Source organism: Desulfosporosinus lacus DSM 15449, assembly GCF_900129935.1.
GTDB classification, from domain to species: Bacteria; Bacillota; Desulfitobacteriia; order Desulfitobacteriales; family Desulfitobacteriaceae; genus Desulfosporosinus; species Desulfosporosinus lacus.
In genome coordinates this window covers 142,861-163,095 of record NZ_FQXJ01000008.1, presented here as the reverse complement: position 1 = coordinate 163,095, position 20,235 = coordinate 142,861, and the positions used below count along the sequence as shown (strand labels likewise).

The window sequence follows — 20,235 nt, the reverse complement described above, 5'->3', positions numbered from 1 at the left end:
AGAAATATGTTGTCTCAATATAAGAACGAAAATCGTAATACTATCTCTGAAATCCCCTAGGGAAAGTCCTTTTTATTAATCTCAATTTAGGATAATTTATTTATATTTGGGAATTTAGTATCTAGTCCCAATTCTTTTATCTTTCTGTAGAAAGTAGATCTGCTCATACCCAAGCTATCGGCAGCTTTTTCTTTAGCTTGGCCGGTACTGCCAAATCTTTTCAGCGCGGCTGCAATTGCAGTTTTCTCCAATTCAGCTAACGTTGGTTGATCACCCGATGCTAAACTGGCATTCTGTTCGAAATAGTCATTGACTCGAGAGGATAAATAAGTGCTGTCAATGATATCATTTGTGGCAATATTTACTGCATACTCAACCGCATTTTCCAGTTCCCTTACATTCCCCTGCCAAGGATAGGTAAGCATTTTTCTCTGAACTTCTTGAGTAAAACCGGTTATTTGTTTACCTAAAATAAGATTATACTTATCCAAAAAGTGATGGAGAAGAAGCATCAAGTCCTCTTTCCTTTCACGTAACGGAGGAATATAGAATGGAATAACACTTAACCTATAAAAGAGATCACTTCTAAATAGTTTTTCTTTGATCATTTCTTCGAGATTGCGATTTGTGGCTGCGATAATCCGGACATCAATCCATACCGGCTTTACTCCACCAATTCGTTCAATTTTAACCTCTTGCAACACTCGCAATAACTTCACCTGAAGATGCATCGGCATATCTCCAATTTCGTCCAGAAAGATTGTCCCATTGTTTGCAAGCTCAAATTTCCCTGGTTTACCTCCACGACTAGCCCCGGTAAAAGCACCTTCTTCATAACCAAAAAGTTCACTTTCTAAGAGCATTTCTGGAATAGCCCCGCAGTTTATAGCGATAAATGGCCCATTTTTGCGATGGCTTTCTTCATGAATGGCCCTCGCAAATAACTCTTTACCGGTTCCACTTTCGCCAGTAATCAAAATTGTCGAGTCGGTTGCCGCGACAAGTTGCATTTTTTGTTTAAGGATGGTCATAGTTTTGCTTGTTCCTAGTATTCCGTCCAGAGTATATTTGCGATCTTCCCTAATCAAACGACCCGCTAACTTCCGCAATTCGCGGATACTTCGAAATGAAATAACCAAACCGATAATTTCCTGATTCGTTTTTATGGGTGTAATGGTACTGATAAATAGACATACCTCTCCCTTGTTGATATACTGGATTTCTTGTTCAACATATGGTTGTCCGAGTTTTAACACTTTAGGAACTGAGAACCCTTGGAAAATATCGTTTATGTGTCTCCCGCAAACTTGCTGTGTAGAAATATTCAATAACTTTTCAGCAGACTTGTTAATATGGGTTATAAAACCTGAATGGTCAATAGTTACGAGCCCCTCGACAATGGAATTTATAACTGCACTGAATTGGTTGGCCATTAATGAAAGGCGTCCATGCATTTCATTCTCGCCAATTTTGCTGCTTATCAAGGCTGATATTTTCATTAAAAAATCAAGCAGTTTATCACGGTTAGAAAGCAACTCATTTTTTTCCCTGTCATCAAAAGCAAAAATTGAAATTGTGCCAATTACATCCCCGGTCCATATTATTGGGGAAAGTATTCCTGCCTTGAGTTTACAAATAATTTTTTGATTGCAGTCTTTGCAGATATTGTGATTAAGCGGTTCGTCATCTAAGACAAAGTTGCTGCCGCTGTTAATTATCTGTCCAGTGATTGATCCTTTCCCGTATACAAAACCAATTTCACTTTGGTATTTTCCCGTCCCAGCAATTACTTCTAAGTTATTATCAATAATAGCAACCTCAAATTCTATTACTGCTGCGATCACTTCTGCTATTTGTTGGACATAGGATTTGTTAAGCTTTAATTCAGATGTTAGTGACAATAATTTAGATACTGCAGACATCTTCCACCCCTCACCCACATCCTAAATCTAATTACTATTTTTGACATAACTGTTAATTTCAATTCTACAACCAATCCCCGCTCAAGTACAGATATAATCTTCGGAATTTTTCAAATATTTTATTCCTCTGGACAGTCATCCCCCTAAACTGTGTTATTTAGGATTAGTCACAATAGTCTCCACCCGGTGACTATTACTTTCTTTAAACGAGAAGTGTTCATGTTGTTGGGGTTAAACAAAAACAGTTATTCTAATGAAAGAAGGTAAGCAGAAGTTAATTTTTACTTCTGCTTACCTTGTAGAGTGTAGTATACTCTCAAAAACTATTGTTGCAGCATCAAAATTTCGTGGAAAACACTCTTAAGAAGATGCTTCAGATACAGATGAGCTAGTTGAATCTGCTTCGACTTGCTTTTTCCAGAGCTTATATCGTTCAAGGTCAACGCTCACTTGGGATATAACAAAGCCAGCTACTGCCGCGTCATCAATTAATCCTGCAAAAGGAATATAATCGAAGATCCCGTCTATGGGAGATACAAAATAGACGATTCCCAGGACTATCATGAGAAGCGAACGCATGGGCATTTCCTTATAGTTGCCGTTAATCCAATCTTTAAATACGCCAAATAAGAGCTGAAATTTCTCCCAGGTTTCGCCAAGCGCACCTCTTTTAGCGTTAGCTTTTTTCATGGCATTATTGAGAAGATCTAATGATTTTTTCTTGTCCGAAATATACTTGGCCGCCTTCTTTTGATAGGGTTTTAATCTTTTATTATTGAGTTTGTCTGTGGTCATGTTAATCTCAGCTCCCTTACCAGACTATTAATGTATTGCTTAATTGAATATCAATTCTTATTAATCTAATTAGCTTGTCCCTGATTGCGGCTTCATATTTTGCGATTTTCAATATCCTAACGTTTTGAAATATTTTCTGTTTGTTGTCCATTCCAGTTCCAACTTGCTTATATAATTTTGTCAATATAATCATAAATTAATAGACATAAAAAACAAATTAACTGGAGATATTAAACTTTGAATTCACTTAAAGGAGGAATACTAATATGCCAGCTAAAAAAATGCCTCAACCTAACGGCGGAATAAAATGCGTTGTTAACACTTGCCATTACTATGGTTCAGGTGATCATTGTCATGCTGACAAGATCGAAGTCCAATCTCCTAACGCTAGTACCACTGAAATGACTGACTGTGCAACTTTTCTTCCAGAGTAATTAGTTCTCCAGTTAACTATAACAAAGAAATTTTAAGGCATGTCTAATCAGGCATGCCTTAAAATTTTTCGAATCATTTATAAATCTATTTACCGGCTTCATCTTAAAAGACATCGTCACCAACAGTCAAACAATATCAGTAAGATCATTTAAAATGTTCTCTCAGCTAAAACCTTATTATACCAAGAATACAAAGTCACATCGTTTCGCCTAGATCGTCTTTTTACTTAAGAGTCCCGCAGAAGCAATAAATTTCAAGGCCTCTTCAGAGGAGACTTCGAGAAGTTGAACTTGATCTTGCGGTACGACAATTAAATTCCCTGCCCATTGCATTGACTGCATTAGATAGACTGCCACATAGCCTTTGGGAATAAAAGCGCTTTCTTCATCATTAGTAAGGAATCCCAAAAGTTTAAGTTCACTGGACATATTAACCATGACTAATCGGGAAAAGCCTTTTTTATTAGCAGAGAAAGAATTTACAGTGTCTTTGATAATTCCGTAAATGTTGCCAAGTATCGGAATTTTAGTTAAGAGCTTTTCCATGTAATTTAGTAATCCGTTCGTCAGCCAATTTGATGCTAATAAACCTACCAGAAAAATCACTGCCAGGGTTACGATCACTCCAAATCCCGGAAAGTATAAGCCAAACCTCTCTAGCATTCCTTTAAATAAACCATCAGTTACTAAAAACATTTTATAGAGAATGTAGAAGGTAAGCACTAAAGGAGTCAGTATTAATAACCCTTTTAGAAAAATACCGATAAATTTCTTCAATTCCTTATCCCCAATTTTCAAAGATTTAAAATAGATTAATTCAATCAATTAGTAAGAATATCCAATAAATCTATTACGCCTATTATTCTATTTAATACTTCAAATGTCAAATCTGCAATCTTTTTGCTTTTTCGGCTTGGGTAAGAAGCCAATCTTTTATTTCATCCAGATCAACATTTTTATCGAGTTGCCACTTCCAATTTCCATGCACCGTCCCTGGGACATTCATACGAGCTTCGTCGCCCAACCCTAAGATATCTTGCATCGGTAAAATAACCCAAACCGCTTGACTCAAATACAACTCTTCAATCAACTGACGACAGTCTTCACGGACTTCTTGACTTATGGCCTGTTGAGATGAAGTAATGCTGACTTGGCCTTCCTCTTCCGCCAAGTAATTCCTCTCACACCAACCGATCAAGGTATTATTATCATGTGTTCCCGTGTAATAAACAAAATTAGTTTCCGGACCCATTACATCCGGTAACAACTCTTTTGGCGGCGTAAATTGAAGCACCTTAATTCCAGGAAAGCTAAACATCTGCTTTAAAATATTTACTTCAGTAGTGATAATTCCCAAGTCTTCAACGATAAAAGGGCATTTTCCAAACTCCTCAAACATGCTTTCAAAGAATCGTTTCCCCGGCCCTTTTATCCATCGCCCTCTTTCAGCAGTCTCCTCCTCAGCATCCACTTCCCAAAAGGCTTCAAATCCTCGAAAGTGATCTAAGCGAATATAGTTAAACTGATCTAAGGCAAAGTAAATCCGCATTTTCCACCAAGAATACTGAGAAGTGGCATGAGCCTTCCAGTCATAAACCGGATTCCCCCATAATTGACCGGTTTTGCTAAAATAATCGGGAGGGACTCCTGCTGTTTTTGAAGGTCTGCCTTTTTCATCAAGAATAAACAAGCTGCGGTTTACCCATACATCGCAACTGTCGGCCGCTACATAATGGGGCAAATCCCCCATTATTTTAATCCCTTTACCCTCGGCGTAAGTTTTTAGTTTATTCCATTCATAGAAGAAAGTGTATTGTAGAAATTCATTAAAATCTCTTTCTTTTTGGAGAAGCAATGAATAATTGAATAACGCCTCTGTTTCACGAGAAGCAATTTTAGATTCCCATTCGAACCATGGAGCACCCCCGAAGTGAACTTTTAAGGCACGAAAGAGAACGTAGTCCTGAAGCCAATCTTTATGTTTCGCTTGAAATTTTACATAGTTTTCTTGAGATAGATATTCTGAGTATTTATAAGACAGATATTCAGAGCTTAAGGATATTGAAGAGTTAGCCCTGCTTGATTCAAGACGCTCAGTAAATTTTTGATAGGCCTCATAGAGTAAATTTTGCTTAAGTTCTTTTAGCGCTTGGTTTAGTAAACTTTCCCTAAGTCCAATATCTATAAGCTGTTCATGTTTTCTACGAGTCTCTTTCAGATCTAAAAGGCCCTCATTAATCAAATGATCAAGACTGATAAACACTGAATTTCCAGCAAATACGGAATCACTTTGGTAAGGACAATCTCCTGCCCCAGCAGGATTCAAGGGTAAGACCTGCCATATCGATTGTCCGGATTCAGCTAAAAAATCCACAAAATCATAGGCTTCCTGCCCTAGATCTCCCAACCCCCAAGAAGATGGCAACGAGCTAATATGTAATAATACCCCGCAGGAACGCTGAAGTTGCAAATCGTTAGGAGGATTTTTTTTAATAAGCAGAGCCCTTCCGCTTAGAGCATTGATTGGCACAGCACTGAGCATTTCTGAACTAAGTCTTTCTCCATTGATTAAATCAATTATAAATGGAGCAGACGAAAGTTTTGGACTAAGATCGACTAGTTTCAGTTCATCTCGGTGTCGATTGATAAGGATAACTATTTCTTCCTCATTCCCTGCTCGAGAGAAACCATAAACATCCGGCTCGAAATAAAACGGCTCAAATTGACCCGTTTGAAGCACTTCAAATTCAGCTCGCATTCGCAGGATTCGTCCATACCAATCAATGATTTCTCTGTCTTCCCTGCCCCATGGATATGTTCCCCGGTTATAAGGATCAGAATAACCTTCCACACCGGCTTCATCCCCATAATAAATACAAGGAACTCCGGGAAATGTCATTTGAACCAAACTCAATAGTTTGAGTCTTTGTACTGCTAATCGCCGTGCGGGCGGTGAAAGCCGAAAAGTTCTCCGCTCTGTATTCGTCAAACTCTTTTCTGGTGGAGCATTTCCTAAAAGAGTCAAAACTCGAATCGTATCGTGACTCCCAATTAAGTTCATGGCGGCGTAAAAATTCTCTCGAGGATAATTTTCATACAGACTCATTATTTGTTGATAGACATCCTTCGCATCACTTTGCCCAAGCATAAAGCTAAGTAAACTATTTCTGAAAGGATAGTTCATGGCGGCATCGAGTTCATCCCCCCAAAAATATTGACGTGGACTGTCATAGCTGATTTTATTCGAAGCATCTTCCCACACTTCCCCGATTAATACAGCGTTAGGGTTAATGGATTTAATCGCTTGGCGCAGTTCCTGAATAAACTCATCCGGAAGTTCATCAGCAACATCCAGCCTCCAGCCAGCCACACCAACCTTTAGCCATTTTTGAACAACACTGTTTTCGGAGCCGTAAACAAACTGTCTGTAGGAGGAGTTCATTTCATTTACTTCAGGAAGGGAATCAACCCCCCACCAAGATTCATACTCTTGGCGATCTTTTTTAAACTTATACCAACTATAATAGAGTGAATCTACGGATTGGTAAGCACCGACTTCTGGGTAATTCCCATATTTATTGAAGTAGATGCTGTCACTTCCGGTATGGCTAAAGACACCGTCAAGAATAATCGAAATTCCGCAGTGTCTTGCTGTATCAATCAATCGTTTAAAAACCAGATCATCCCCATACATGGGATCGATTTTATGATAATCCGCAGTATCATATTTATGATTGCTTGATGCTTCAAATATTGGGTTGAAGTATAGAATACTAATCCCTAATTCTTGAAAGTAAGGCAAGTTTTCAATGACCCCTTGCAGGGTTCCACCAAAAAAATCCCAATCCGTCACTCTACCCTGCTCATCCTTAATATAGACAGGCTGATCTGACCAATCTGCGTGCAACAGAGTGTTTTTCCGCGGATCACAGATGAACCCTTTTTCGTGAGGATTAAAGAACCGATCAATAAATATTTGGTACATAACTCCTCGCTTATACCACTCAGGGATTGCTGTTTGCTTATGAACCGTAATTTGATAGGCCGGCGGTTCTTGTTCCCAGAGACTGCCTATTCCCCCTAACCTTTTATTATTATTTCCATAGTAGTAGATATGAGAGCCTGCATAAATCACGAAATAGTACCAAATTAGTCCGGGAGTATTTGGTACTGCATATTCTGCCTCATATGATTCTCCCTTCTCAGCAACCTCAAAGGATCTCTGTTCTGAAGACGCAGCATTTTGACTTCTCTTCTTAGTAGTTTGGTGCATCAAATTAGTAATTTCTCTGTCTGTTTCCCATAAACGAAGAATACAAGCGTCAATAGGAACTGGCGAAAGTGCACTAATACGAAAGGTTATCTTTTGACCACAGTTGACTGAGCCAAAGGGATCACGATAATAAAAGTCATGCGAATTATGATACGCCATAAATTCCATACTTATCACCTATACCCTTGTCGTTTTTTATTGATCCAATCGCAGAAACCAAACTCGCAAATAGTGTGATACGTGTACTTGTACAAGCTAACCCATTTGAGCAAATTTTTAGAGTAATGCCTATATAAATCTTAGGATATTTGTAATAATGACTTATATAGTTCGATGTACGCATTTGCAGATCTGCTCCAACTAAAGTCACTTTCCAAACCCCTTAGTCGTATATTATTCCAAACAAGCTTATTTTCATAATATATACTTAAGGCTCGTTTCACAGTAAATAAAAATTCATGAGCATTATAGTTTACAAAGCTAAATCCATTGCCTGTTCCCATAATATCATTATAAGGAATGACCGTATCCTTTAATCCTCCGGTTTCGCGGACAATGGGAACGGTTCCATAGCGCATAGCAATCATTTGAGCAATACCACAGGGCTCAAACCGTGAGGGCATTAGCAACATGTCCGCTCCGGCATAAATCTGATGCGCTCTTTCATTAGAAAATTCTAATCGTATGGTTAGTTTCTCAGGATATTTAGAAGCAAAATATTGCAGCCTTTCTTCATATTTTTTCTCTCCTGTACCGAGGATAACCATCTGAATATCCAGTTCCAGAATCTCTTCGATAACATGGGCCAAAAGATCAAAGCCTTTCTGATCGACGATTCTGCTTACCATCCCCAAGATAGCACACTCTTCTCTAACTGGCAGTCCGATTGTTTTTTGCAGGTGCTTTTTGTTTTCCGTTTTAGCCAAAGATACATCATGAAAAGACATTGCCAGATAGGGGTCGTTAAAGGGGTCATACACCTCATAGTCAATGCCATTGAGAATGCCCGTCAGAATATCTCTTCTTTTTCTTAACAAGCCATCAAGATTTTCCCCATAAAAAGGATTTTGGATTTCCTCTGCATAGGTTGGACTCACTGTCGTGATCTGATCTGCATAAAGTAAAGCACTCTTCATGAAATTAATCGCTCCGTGAAATTCTAAGCCATTTTCCTTAAAAAACTCCATCCCCAGACCCACAATATCACAGAGAACTTCCTTAGGAAAAATCCCCTGATATTTTAGGTTATGAATTGTAAAGAGAGTTTTAATTGGGTAGTATAGAGGCTCACGGTTATAAAACTCTTTGAGCATAAGCGGGATTAATGCGGTATGCCAATCGTGACAATGTATGATATCAGGTTTAAACCCCGGTATATGGATCAGACTTTCAAGAGCAGCCCGGGAAAAGAAAGCAAATCTCTCTGCATCATCGTATTCCCCATAAACATTTGGACGTGTAAAATAGTACTCATTGTCAATAAAGTAATAAGGTATCCCCTGATAAACCGTTTCTTCCAAGCCGCAATATTGTTTACGCCAAGCAACTGGGACGTCGAAATGGGACAAATGCTTAAACTCTCTCTGGAATTCTTTAGGGATACTGCTGTACTTAGGCATAATAATCCTGACATCAATCCCTTGTTTATGCAAGAAGGCTGGTAACGAACCCGCCACTTCCCCTAAACCGCCAGTTTTAGCAAAAGGATCGGCTTCTGCAGTCACAAAGACCAGTTTCATACTCTCCCACCTTTCCTAGATGACCGTTTTTTTGAGAACAACCAAAGGGTGACTCTCACTTCCTTTAAGGACATTTTCTCCGTGAACAATGACAGATTTATCAAGAATTGTATAGTTCGTTTGGGCATTGCTATGAATATGACATTTTGGCAAAATGATGCTATTTTGAATTCTGCACCCTTGTTCTAGAATCACTCCACGAAATACAATTGAGTTTGTTACTTCCCCCGCAATAGAGCACCCACTGGCTATTAACGAATTGCTGACTTTAGCCTGAGCTGTATATTTGGTGGGGGGATTGTCCACAATTTTTGTATGTGTGCGATCCACCCCCAACCATAATTGATCTCGAACTTTAAAGTCTAGAAGATCCATACTTCGATCAAAATAATCGTTGATAGTGTGAATCGTTCCAATTGATGAATTCGTTGGGCTGCCCAAGATTCTAAGAACTTCTATATTCGAAGCGAGGATTTCCATTAAACCAATACAACCATAGGAACCATACTTCTCAATAATATCCAACAAGAGCTCGCGACGAATTATTATAATATTCACAAAGTTGAGGGGGGCCAGCTCTTCTCTTTCCAGACTGTGCTTGTTATGGATTTTTGACACTTTCTGATCCCCATCAACCTCAAGCAGTATTTGATCCTGCGAGTCATCGTCACTTGGATTTACTGCTTTATATATCAAGGTAACATCTGCATGCTTGTCCTTGTGAAATTCTAGAGTATCTCTGAAATTTATATTAAAGATTTGATCACCGCTGCTTATAAGCACATTTTCTACATAATCCTTCTGTAAATACTCCAAATTATTCTGTAAATCTTTAATACAAAAGGTATCTTTACTCCCTGCCAAACTATGCATGACACCGGGTAAGATAAATAGCCCTCCGTCTTTACGTTCTAAAAACCAGTCTTTTCCCGCCCCCAAGTGATCTAGCAACGGTCTGTATTGGTGAGGCGTAACTAATCCAATGGTCCTTATCCCTGAATTGACCATGCTGGATAACGCAAAATCCAAAATGCGATATCTGCCTCCGAAAGGAACAGCAGCTATTGGCCTTTCCTGGGCAAGCCCTTGTAAGTTATCAGAACCGCTATTAGCAAAAATAATACCTATAGCGTTGGACATTATTTTCCTCCTTTCACATTGCCCGGCTTCTATAGACATGCTTGCCGGATTCAATAACAGTTCCTTCAGTGATCAAATGATAATCCTCAATTACTGTTATTCCTTCATACGCAGGGGCGAATTCTCCCCTTGCGCCTATGCTACAATTCCCCATAACTTCTGCATTTTCACCTATAATCGTCCGATAAACACTAGACCCTTTGTGCAATTTTACATAAGGTAAGATAATTGAATCCTTAATTTCTACTCCTTCGCCAACATAAACCCCTGCTCCTAGGATTGAATTGCTTACCTTACCGTGAACAGTACACCCATTACAAATTAAGCTATTCTCGATTTCTGCTGCAGACCCCACAAAATGGGGAGGAAAGATATCTTCGTTGGAAAAGATCCTAAACTTCGGATCGAAAATATTAAGAAAGTGTCCATCCTTTAATGACTCCATATTGGCTTGATAATAGCTTTCAATAGTACCGACATCTCGCCAATACCCTTGAAACTTATAGGCAAAAACTCGTTTTCCTGTACTTAACTGATTTGGAATAATATTTTTTCCAAAGTCATTTTGAGACAGATAATCTGCTTTATCAGTAATTAATGCTTGCTTTAGGGTGGGTCCGTTAAAAATATAGACCCCCATTGAAACCAGATCACTCTCCGGATTAGCTGGTTTTTCTGTGAATTTGGTGACCCGATCTTCCGAATCAATGGTTAGGATTCCAAATCGAGAAGCTTCCTCCCGAGGCACTTGGATCGCAGCCAGAGTTATCTCTGCATTCTTCTCTTTGTGAAACTTCAGCATAAGAGAATAGTCCATCTTATAGACATGGTCTCCTGAGAGGATAATCACATATTCAGGATCGTAATAATCAATGAACTCGTAGTTTTGGTACACTGCATTTGCTGTACCGTTGTACCAACTTCCTTCGGTTTCTCCAAGGAATGGGGGAAGAATATGAACCCCGCCAAAAGGATTATCTAAGTCCCAAGCAGAACCCAGACCAATATATGAATTAAGTAGAAATGGCTTATATTGGATGAGAACACCAACGGTATTAATATTTGAATTTGTGCAGTTACTCAAAGTAAAGTCGATTATTCGATACTTACCACAGAAAGAAACTGCTGGTTTTGCACGATTTCGAGTTAATCCACCTAATCTGCTTCCTTGTCCACCAGCCAATAGCATCGCAACACATTCCTGCCTTTTCATACTTGTCCCCTTTCTCTTAGATTAATCAGCCGTACAGATATAAGATTAATTTGAAGAGATACAATTCACGGTACGATATCGAATCTTCCATATCCAATCTGCATATTCTCTAATTGTCCTATCACTTGAAAAAATCCCCGAATTTGCAATATTGAGCAGGGAAATTTTGTTCCAATCCTTAGGAGTATGATAAAGTGCTTGCAGTCTTTCATGCATTTTAAGATATGACGGGAAATCTTTTAAAATGTAGAATTCATCATTATAGATCATGAGAGAATCGTATAGTGTCCTAAATTCCTCACCCATATTATCAAAAAAGTCACTGTTTAATTGATCCACGCAGGTTCTAATATCTGGATTAGCATGGTATTCATCCCATGGCTTATACCCTCCGGAACGACTATAATCCAGCACTTGTTCAGCAGTAAGGCCAAAAATAAAAATATTCTCCTCCCCCACAGCCTCTTTTATTTCGACATTTGCTCCATCCAGGGTGCCTAAAGTTAAGGCTCCATTCATCATGAATTTCATGTTTCCAGTTCCTGAAGCTTCCTTACTAGCAGTTGATATTTGTTCGCTAATGTCTGCTGCAGGATAAATCAATTCTCCTTGTGACACATTGAAATTTTCTAAGAAAACAATCTTAAGCTTTCCCTTTACTTTGGGATCCTGCTCTATTTTTTTGCTCAAAACGTTAATAAGCTTGATCACAGTTTTAGCATAATGATACCCTGGGGCAGCTTTTCCTCCAAAAATAAAGGTTTGTGGACAAGACAAGGAGTCGGGTTCATTGATACATTTATTGTACAAGTGCATAATCTTAAGCACATTAAGCAGTTGCCGTTTATAGGCATGTATCCTCTTCACTTGAATATCAAAAATGGAACTCGGGTCTAGGATGAGTCCATATTTAAGTTTAGCCTTCTCGGCCAGTCGACATTTGTTCTCGAATTTTACGTTGGCGAGTTGCTCCAAAAAACTTTGATCGTTCTTTAAGACATGAAGTTTTTTAAGTTCTCCGGCATCTTCCTTCCAGTTTGGACCGATTGCCTCTGTAATCAGATGAGACAATTTAGGGTTTGCTGCTAATAGAAATCTTCTATGATTAACCCCATTTGTTTTATTGTTAAATTTATAGCCAAAAACTCGATAGTAGTCTTTAAAAACCTCATTTTTAAGAATTGTGGTATGTAATTGGGCAACACCATTAACTGAGGAGCTTCCGACAATTGCTAAATTTGCCATCCAGATATACCCATCTTTAAAGATATGAGTATTTTGCTTGACTTGATCATTGTCCATGAAACGTGCCTTTAAATCCTCCTTGAATCTTCGATCGATTTCCTCAATAATCATATAGATCCTAGGCAAGAGGTTTTGGACCATATCTATGGACCATTTTTCCATCGCTTCAGGCATAATGGTATGATTGGTAAAGGACATGGTGTTGACAGTGATATTCCAAGCCTCATCCCATCCCATTCCTTCTTCATCAATTAATATACGCATCAGCTCAGGGATACATAAAACTGGATGAGTATCATTAATATGGACTGAGACACGTCTGGAGAAGTCATGCAAAGAATTTAAACCGTTCTTTTTCTTGTAACTCCGAACAATGGTTCCTAAGCCTGCAGCTACAAAGAAGTATTCTTGTTTAAGCCTTAGCTCTCTTCCTGCACGGCTGCTGTCATCCGGATAAAGAATATATGAAATGGCCTCTACTTCCGATCTGAAGCTTGTGGCCTGATTAAAATCCCCTCGATTGAAACAAGCCAAATCTAGTTCGCTGCATATTGTTTCAGCGCTCCATAACCTTAAGTTGTTGATATACCTGGGATTATCATAGCTCATAATCGGAACATCGTAAGGTACAGCTAAAACAGGTTCATAGTTCTCATGATAAAAGATTGCTTGCCCATCTTTGAATTCGGTTCTGACAGTCCCTCTGTATTTCACGATCACAGCCTTATCAGATTTTCTTGTTTCCCAAGGGTAGCCGTTTTTAAGCCAGTTATCTGCTACCTCAACTTGATTGCCAGATACAATCTTTTGTTCAAATAACCCATATTTATAGCGAATTCCATTACCATGTCCATCAATTCCTAAGAAAGCCATCGAATCGAGGAAACAGGCAGCTAATCTACCTAATCCGCCATTGCCCAAGCCCGGATCTGCTTCTTGCTCCAGTAGATCATCAAGATTAATATCTAACTCTAACAAAGCTTCTCTTACGAGATCCTCAATTTTAAAATTGACTAAATAATTATGGAGGAGTTTTCCAATTAGAAACTCCATTGAAAAATAGTAAATTTGTTTCCCTTGTGATATTGAGTTTTTGTTTACGGCCCGATAATAGCTCATTTTTTCTTTTAGCAACATGACTAAGGCTACAAATTTATCCCAAGAGGTTGCTTCTTCTGTAGTAATGCCTTCCCCCTCAATCAGTTTCATTAGATAGGCCTGTTTAAAGCTCTCTTTATCCGTAAACATGCGTTTTGTTCCTCCAATACTTAAGTATTCATGATTGGTTTTAATATAACTATTGCTAAAGGAGCAACATTGATTGTTATTGAAAATTTTTGACCATGCCATGCAACCTTTTCCGCTCTAACTAAGGAAGAATTAATGTGATTGCTGCCCCCATATATACTCAAGTCAGAATTGAAAATTTCCTGATAAAACCCTTTCTTTGGTACTCCGAGTCGAAAATTGACGTAACTGTTTGGTTGAAAATTAATTAATATGATAAGGAAATTATCCGTTTCCAATGCTTTCCGACAAAATATTAAAATACACTGCTGATGATTATGGACATCAATCCATTCAAACCCTGCCCAGTCTTGTTCATTTTCCCAGAGTGCTCTTTCTTGGCAATAGAGTTTATTTAAATCCCGGACATAATTTCGGAGCTTTTGATGCATCTCATATTCCAATAGGAACCAATCCAGCTCTGCTTCCTCATTCCACTCGATAAACTGGGCAAACTCCCCACCCATAAATAATAGTTTTTTACCCGGATGGCACATCCAATATCCGTATAGACTTCTTAGTCCCGAGAATTTCTGGGAATATTCGCCCGGCATCCTGCCAATTAAGGACTTTTTGCCATGAACAACCTCATCATGAGACAAGGGTAAAATATAATTTTCTGAAAAGGCATAAGTCATGGAGAAAGTTAACAATTGATGATTATCTTTGCGCAAGGGAAAATCGAGACCCATATATCGCAAAGTGTCATTCATCCAACCCATATTCCATTTAAAATTATAGCCAAGTCCATTTTCATCTGTTGGGCAGGTGACCAGAGGCCATTCCGTAGATTCTTCAGCAATCATCAGTACATCCGGGAAATTTTGAAGGACTGCTTCATTTAATCGTTTCATGAAAGCAACAGCCCGAAGATTTTCTCTGCCTCCATTAATGTTAAGTTTCCAAGAATGCTTCGGCTTCTCATAGTCTGGATAGAGCATACTGCTTACTCCGTCCACTCGTAAGCCATCAACATGGAATCTATCAAGCCAAAATATTGCGTTTGAAATGAGATAACTCCAAACCTCTGTTTTCTCAAAATTAAAGTTATACGTACCCCATTGTTCATTTTCGTCATTTTCATAAATTGGTGATCCGTTAAAACGACCCAATCCATGAGCATCTTTACAAAAATGACCAGGCACCCAGTCTAGAATAACTCCTATGCCCTCCAGGTGACATTGATTAACAAAATACATAAAATCTTGGGGATTGCCGAATCGACTTGTACAGGAGTAAAATCCCGTTAATTGATATCCCCACGAACCATCGAAAGGGTGTTCCATAATCGGCATCAATTCAATATGGGTATATCCCAGGCTAATTACATAACCCAATAACTCGACTGCTAATGTGCGCCAATTATAATATGTTCCATCCTCTTTTCTTCTCCATGAACCAAGATGAACTTCATATATTAAAAGAGGCATTTCCTGAACATTTACCCCTCTTTGCTTCATCCAGACTTGATCTTGCCAACTAAATCCCTCAAGTTGCCATACGATAGAAGCTGTTGCAGGTCTAAATTCCGAATAAAAAGCAAAGGGATCGGATTTCAGAAATACTTTTCCATTCTTCGTATGAACTTCATATTTATATAACTTTCCATGAAGAACTTTCGGTATAAATATAGACCAAACTCCACTGGTCCCAATCTCGGTCATTGAACTATCAGTGGAAGACCAATTATTAAACTCTCCTACGAGACAGACTTTGAGTGCTTCAGGTACCCATACCGCAAAATTCGTCCCGTGTAATGAGTTACATTCAATTATATGAGCCCCCATCTTTAAGTAGCTATGGTATAATTCTCCACAATTAAAAAGATATATTTCATCCGGTTCAAGATAGTTTGTGTTCATAAATTGTCACTGCCTTCTTCACTCTGGTCCCCACTCCTTGTAGTTTTAGTATTCTCTCATCAAATGGCATTTCCTTTCATTTTGTGGGAAATATTTACTGACAGGTTTCGTCATCTTTTCTTAAGATTTCAGATTTCCCATTGCGTAGCGTGTATTGACAGCATATGCGATAAACGAATCAATGGGTCCAGAAATTCTATTATCTGACCTTAATGGCAAAGAGAGTTCCTACCTCAGTTGGTAAGAACTCTCTTTGCTAAATTTATACGTAGCTTTATAATATTAAGACATTCTCTACTTTCAGACTTTACGAAAGGCGAGCTCGGGTTGATGATAGATATTTTTGTAAGTGTGTAACATTTGATTCCCCTCTTACGTATTAAGAGTGTAATGGTGAAACAGTCAGCCAAGAAGGATAAAAAAACAGGCAGAAAACGATTGCAGAGGAGGAAAAATTATGTCAAAGCGCTTGTACCGATCTAGCCTTGATAAGCAACTAGGGGGAGTCTGCGGAGGATTGGCAAAGTACTTGGAACTTGACCCCAGTCTTGTCCGGATTGCAGCTATTATTCTTATGTTTGTAGGCGGCACAGGATTTTTAGCCTATCTTGTCGCCTGGTTCGTGATCCCCAGTGATATTTAGACGTTTTTTACTTATGCATCTTTTGACACCAGAAAAGCTACAGCGCAGAATTTACAATTTCCGCAATGTCCATGCTTTGCATATCTCCATTATGGCCGCTAATCGCTCCACTCAATGTGGTTAAACATAATGAACATGCGCTGGCTAAAATATCAGCTTCAGTTTTCATGGCTTTCCTGACCAAGATGCCATGAACCGATTTCTTCCCGTAATCTCCCAGCCATACTCGTCCACCGCCGGCTCCACAGCAAAAAGCATATGTTCGATTATTTCTCATCTCAATCATTTCTAAGCCTGGAACCGAGTTCAAAACCTCTCTTGGGGCATCGTAAATAGAATTATATCTTCCCAAATAACAAGGGTCATGTAACGTAACTTTGCTATTAACAGACCCCTTTAGGGTGATTTTCTCTGACTTAATAAGCTCTAATAGATACTCTGAATGGTGCATCACATGATAATGCCCCCCAAACTGAGGATAATCGTTTTTTAGTGTGTTATAGCAATGAGGACAATGAGTTAAAATCGTCTTGAATTTGTAACGGTTTAAGGTTTCAACATTTTTAAAGGCTAAGTTTTGAAATAGCTTTTCGTTACCGAGACGCCTAACGGAATCTCCGCAACAGTTTTCTTCTTCTCCTAAAATTGCATAGTTAACTCCGGCCTTTTCTAATATATTGAACATTGCTTGGGAAACCTTTTGATTACGTGATTCATACGAGCCAAAACAGCCCACCCAATATAGGATATCTGTCTCTTTTTCTTCACTTAGTACTGGAACCGGTGAGTTTTCAGAAGAATAAAATACCATGCTTTCTTTGGGTTTTCCCCAAGGATTGCCTGATTCAGAGATATTATTAAATATCTTCTGAACCTCTGGGGGTAAGCCCTGGTCATAAGCAGCCAGACTTCTTCGCATATCAACAATTCTTTTGACGTGCTCTATATAGATTGGACATTTGATTTCGCAAAGACCACACGTCGTACAAGACCAAAGTGTCTCTCTGGAAATCACCCTATCTATGATAGGGTCCTTATTTTTTTTGCCGGCATGCTTTTTTAAATCTTGTATCACGTCTCTGGGCGTTAAAGGTGCTCCGCTCATATTCGCGGGACAGCCCTTCTGGCATCTTAGACAGGAAATACAAGCATCTAATTCAAGAAGTTGTTTCTTACTAAACTCTTTAAGATGACCAGCGCCAATATTATTAAACTCAGTAAGCGGAAAATCGACTGGGGTTAGTGCCCCAATCTGTGAATATGATCTTAAAAAGATGCTCAAAGGAGAAGACAACATGTGGAATAGCTTTGAGTAAGGGATATAGGCGATCAGCCCAAAGGTCAGAAACATATGAAGATACCATAGAGAGGCATGAACAACTGATGCTGAACGAGCTGATAAACCAATTACTTGAGTAATTTTAGAGAAAAGCAGCCCAACTGGTGACCACCATGCCCAGGGGTCGTCCGTCGAGTAAATTCTTAAACCCTCTAAAACAAAACCTGAAAAAAGAATTGAAAACACCAGAATTAAGACTACAGCATCATCATAAGTGTCATTTTCAGAGTCTCGTATATGTATATATCGTTTATAGGCAGCCATTACTATGCCAATCATGGCCATTAGCCCAAATAAATCCAGCAAAAGGCTAAGTACTAAATATTTCTTCCCATAGAACACTGGAATTCCAAAGTGATCTTGGATTGCAATAACTACTGTTCCAAACGTTAATATAATAAACCCATAAAAGATCCCTAAATGCATAAACCGGCGATAAGGCGCCCTAAAAACATCTTCGTCATGTTTAAAGACAGCAGAAAAGAATGTCTTAAATCTTAAAAGTAGATTATCGTACCTAATAGGTCGTCCTTGCTGCCAATTCCTAACCTTTTTGATGATTCCTATGATAAATATAAGGAAGGCTATCAGTGCAAAAATATACATTGTAGACTTTTCGTCGATATTCCAATATAGCTGCCTGGTCGCCTCCATATAACACCTCAATAAATTATTATAGTGAACTCGTGATAATTGCCGAAAGCGCAGTTCTTACGAATTCGCGCTGAAGGATTAGTTACGCTTGGGAGGAGCGATTAGTCTCCACTAGAGACTTGAAGTTCTAACCAGTTGATAATGAAGGCAATGATCTCTTCCTTCTCGAGTTCATTATGAAGCTCATGATATAAGTCTTGCCATATTTTTAGAGTACAATCTTTCTGAACACAGGCAGCAAATCCCATAGAGGCTTCAGGAGATGTGATTCGGTCCCCTCCACCGTGCATCAGCAGTAAGGGTAAATTGAACTGAACAGCATTTTTCATCGCCCAACGCCCAGCTTGGTCCATAGCAGTAAATAGACGGACAGAAATTTTATTATGAACCAGTGGATCAAGTTCATAGGCCTTGACCACACTAGGATCATGTGAAAGCGCATTTAATTCCAGTCCGTTGGAAAGTGAAAATGTAGGCCAAAGCTTACTAAGAAATCTTACGAACGCTCTAATCAATGCAGGTAATTGAACCGTTAACTTAAGCCATGGGCCTGTAACAATCACTCCAGAAAACTCCGGTCGTCGACGTATAACATAATTGAGCACTAAGTTGCCACCCATGCTATGACCGTACAGAAAGGCAGGTAAATCCGGAAAACGCTTTAAAGTTTGTCGTCTAAAGCAGTCAATATCATCCAATAAGATCTCATAGGAGGGTGTATGACCGCGCCTGCCCGGTGAATTGCCGTGACCGCGTTGATCAAAGGTTGATAAAATATACCCTGCCTGAGTTAATTTAAGGGCCATATTAGCATATCGCCCACTGTGTTCACCTAATCCGTGCAAAAGAATAATGACGCCCCGAAGCTGAATATCTTCTGGTTGCCATTCTCGTGCGAAAAATTCTGCTCCATCATTTGTCCTGAATTCAAATTCGGTGTACTTCAACGTCATCCACCCTTCCGAGATTGAACAAAAAAGCTTCTTTAAAAGGATATCATACAATTGAATACTTGAACAAATCTTAGTGAACCAAACAATCAATAAAGGAGCTCGCCGTAAAGGAAAAGCTCCATAGATTTTGATCTAAACACTCAATTTAGATTCTCAAACTTAATTGTTTAGATCAAAGAGTTATTTCGCCTTTAAAAGCTATTAATTCGGGTCACAACCTGATGTGAAGCATGCAAAAACCTGTCCCTTATTTAAAAGTAACGCTTGAATTGTTCAAATATAGGGGCGATATATCTCCTTCTAATGCCCTCTTAATATTAGTTTGGGTCACAGTATGATGTGAAGCATGCCATAAAACCTGCCCCTTATTTAAAAGTAAAGCTTGTGGTGATTGATGCTTGATCCCTAAACTCTCAGTCGCTAGATTAGAAACCGGTCGAGACTCAATCACTTTGATCATAACCACTAGGACTTCATCCGAACTTTCCTGAATAAAATCCTGCACTTCCTGCCATGCTCGTGCACTGATTGGACAGGTTGTACTATGTTTAAAGATTATGATTTTTCGTTGATGAGACTCCTCCATAATACCTTCGAATTCTTGGATACTATTGATTTCTTTGAACTCTGCCATCGTTTTCACTCCTTATATGCTGGATGTTTCCCTCATTCCAGTTACCATCACTGTTATAGTTACTTTTATATCCGAGAAATATCCTGGATAATAATTATAACT

At 38.8% G+C, this 20,235-nt stretch carries 14 protein-coding genes; 2 read left to right on the top strand and 12 right to left on the bottom strand.

Translation table 11 applies throughout. The features are described from left to right. Positions 1-86 precede the first annotated feature (86 nt). Both BUB11_RS12880 and BUB11_RS12875 read right to left on the bottom strand, forming a co-directional pair. A complete protein-coding gene (locus BUB11_RS12880; RefSeq protein ID WP_073030168.1) occupies positions 87-1,922 on the bottom strand; it encodes a sigma-54 interaction domain-containing protein in 1,836 nt (611 codons plus the stop codon). Between the two features lie 360 nt (positions 1,923-2,282). After that, positions 2,283-2,717, bottom strand: coding sequence for a YkvA family protein (locus BUB11_RS12875; protein ID WP_073030167.1), 435 nt, complete (start codon positions 2,715-2,717; stop codon positions 2,283-2,285). Positions 2,718-2,983: 266 nt separating this feature from the next. Here BUB11_RS12875 and BUB11_RS12870 point away from each other — a divergent pair, with 266 nt between their 5' ends. Further along, a complete protein-coding gene (locus BUB11_RS12870) occupies positions 2,984-3,151 on the top strand; it encodes a DUF1540 domain-containing protein (RefSeq protein ID WP_073030166.1) in 168 nt (55 codons plus the stop codon). 210 nt (positions 3,152-3,361) lie between these two features. Here BUB11_RS12870 and BUB11_RS12865 read toward each other — a convergent pair whose 3' ends face one another. The 7 genes from BUB11_RS12865 to glgB form a co-directional block, all read right to left on the bottom strand. Next, complete coding sequence (locus BUB11_RS12865) at positions 3,362-3,976, bottom strand: DUF502 domain-containing protein (protein ID WP_242947541.1); 615 nt, start codon at positions 3,974-3,976, stop codon at positions 3,362-3,364. 58 nt (positions 3,977-4,034) lie between these two features. Then, a complete protein-coding gene (locus tag BUB11_RS12860; RefSeq protein ID WP_073030165.1) occupies positions 4,035-7,592 on the bottom strand; it encodes a bifunctional glycogen debranching protein GlgX/4-alpha-glucanotransferase in 3,558 nt (1,185 codons plus the stop codon). A 131-nt stretch (positions 7,593-7,723) separates the two neighbouring features. Further along, positions 7,724-9,163: a glycogen synthase GlgA gene (gene glgA / locus BUB11_RS12855; protein WP_073030164.1), complete on the bottom strand. Its 1,440-nt coding sequence runs from the start codon at positions 9,161-9,163 to the stop codon at positions 7,724-7,726. A gap of 15 nt (positions 9,164-9,178) precedes the next feature. Further along, positions 9,179-10,303, bottom strand: coding sequence for a glucose-1-phosphate adenylyltransferase subunit GlgD (glgD, locus tag BUB11_RS12850; RefSeq protein WP_073030163.1), 1,125 nt, complete (start codon positions 10,301-10,303; stop codon positions 9,179-9,181). Positions 10,304-10,316: 13 nt separating this feature from the next. Next, positions 10,317-11,516, bottom strand: a complete 1,200-nt coding sequence (locus tag BUB11_RS12845) for a glucose-1-phosphate adenylyltransferase (RefSeq protein WP_073030162.1) — start codon at positions 11,514-11,516, stop codon at positions 10,317-10,319. A gap of 45 nt (positions 11,517-11,561) precedes the next feature. Continuing rightward, entirely contained in the window at positions 11,562-14,009 is a 2,448-nt protein-coding gene (locus tag BUB11_RS12840; protein WP_073030161.1) for a glycogen/starch/alpha-glucan phosphorylase, read from the bottom strand. Positions 14,010-14,029: 20 nt separating this feature from the next. Beyond that, positions 14,030-15,910, bottom strand: a complete 1,881-nt coding sequence (gene glgB / locus BUB11_RS12835) for a 1,4-alpha-glucan branching protein GlgB (protein ID WP_073030160.1) — start codon at positions 15,908-15,910, stop codon at positions 14,030-14,032. 457 nt (positions 15,911-16,367) lie between these two features. Between glgB and BUB11_RS12830 the strand changes: the two genes are divergently transcribed. Next, positions 16,368-16,553 carry a PspC domain-containing protein gene (locus BUB11_RS12830; protein WP_073030159.1) on the top strand — a complete coding sequence of 62 codons (186 nt, stop codon included), beginning with the start codon at positions 16,368-16,370 and terminating at the stop codon, positions 16,551-16,553. 37 nt (positions 16,554-16,590) lie between these two features. Here BUB11_RS12830 and BUB11_RS12825 read toward each other — a convergent pair whose 3' ends face one another. The 3 genes from BUB11_RS12825 to ytxJ all read right to left on the bottom strand — a co-directional run bounded on the left by BUB11_RS12825 (position 16,591) and on the right by ytxJ (position 20,133). Further along, positions 16,591-18,546: a heterodisulfide reductase-related iron-sulfur binding cluster gene (locus tag BUB11_RS12825; protein ID WP_073030158.1), complete on the bottom strand. Its 1,956-nt coding sequence runs from the start codon at positions 18,544-18,546 to the stop codon at positions 16,591-16,593. Between the two features lie 101 nt (positions 18,547-18,647). Beyond that, the gene (locus tag BUB11_RS12820) at positions 18,648-19,499 is read right to left on the bottom strand and encodes an alpha/beta hydrolase (RefSeq protein WP_073030157.1); all 852 of its coding nucleotides are present in this window, start codon (positions 19,497-19,499) and stop codon (positions 18,648-18,650) included. Between the two features lie 247 nt (positions 19,500-19,746). Continuing rightward, positions 19,747-20,133, bottom strand: a complete 387-nt coding sequence (ytxJ, locus tag BUB11_RS12815; RefSeq protein WP_073030156.1) for a bacillithiol system redox-active protein YtxJ — start codon at positions 20,131-20,133, stop codon at positions 19,747-19,749. Positions 20,134-20,235: the final 102 nt, after the last annotated feature.

Excerpts from the sequence above, each read along its gene's own strand:
- BUB11_RS12870 (WP_073030166.1), top strand. The coding sequence starts at position 2,984 with ATGCCAGCTAAAAAAATGCCTCAACCTAACGGCGGAATAAAATGCGTT.
- ytxJ (WP_073030156.1), bottom strand. The coding sequence starts at position 20,133 with ATGGCAGAGTTCAAAGAAATCAATAGTATCCAAGAATTCGAAGGTATT.
- glgD (WP_073030163.1), bottom strand. The coding sequence starts at position 10,303 with ATGTCCAACGCTATAGGTATTATTTTTGCTAATAGCGGTTCTGATAAC.
- BUB11_RS12825 (WP_073030158.1), bottom strand. The coding sequence starts at position 18,546 with ATGGAGGCGACCAGGCAGCTATATTGGAATATCGACGAAAAGTCTACA.
- glgA (WP_073030164.1), bottom strand. The coding sequence starts at position 9,163 with ATGAAACTGGTCTTTGTGACTGCAGAAGCCGATCCTTTTGCTAAAACT.
- BUB11_RS12875 (WP_073030167.1), bottom strand. The coding sequence starts at position 2,717 with ATGACCACAGACAAACTCAATAATAAAAGATTAAAACCCTATCAAAAG.
- BUB11_RS12820 (WP_073030157.1), bottom strand. The coding sequence starts at position 19,499 with ATGACGTTGAAGTACACCGAATTTGAATTCAGGACAAATGATGGAGCA.
- glgB (WP_073030160.1), bottom strand. The coding sequence starts at position 15,910 with ATGAACACAAACTATCTTGAACCGGATGAAATATATCTTTTTAATTGT.
- BUB11_RS12880 (WP_073030168.1), bottom strand. The coding sequence starts at position 1,922 with ATGTCTGCAGTATCTAAATTATTGTCACTAACATCTGAATTAAAGCTT.
- BUB11_RS12840 (WP_073030161.1), bottom strand. The coding sequence starts at position 14,009 with ATGTTTACGGATAAAGAGAGCTTTAAACAGGCCTATCTAATGAAACTG.
- BUB11_RS12845 (WP_073030162.1), bottom strand. The coding sequence starts at position 11,516 with ATGAAAAGGCAGGAATGTGTTGCGATGCTATTGGCTGGTGGACAAGGA.
- BUB11_RS12830 (WP_073030159.1), top strand. The coding sequence starts at position 16,368 with ATGTCAAAGCGCTTGTACCGATCTAGCCTTGATAAGCAACTAGGGGGA.
- BUB11_RS12860 (WP_073030165.1), bottom strand. The coding sequence starts at position 7,592 with ATGGAATTTATGGCGTATCATAATTCGCATGACTTTTATTATCGTGAT.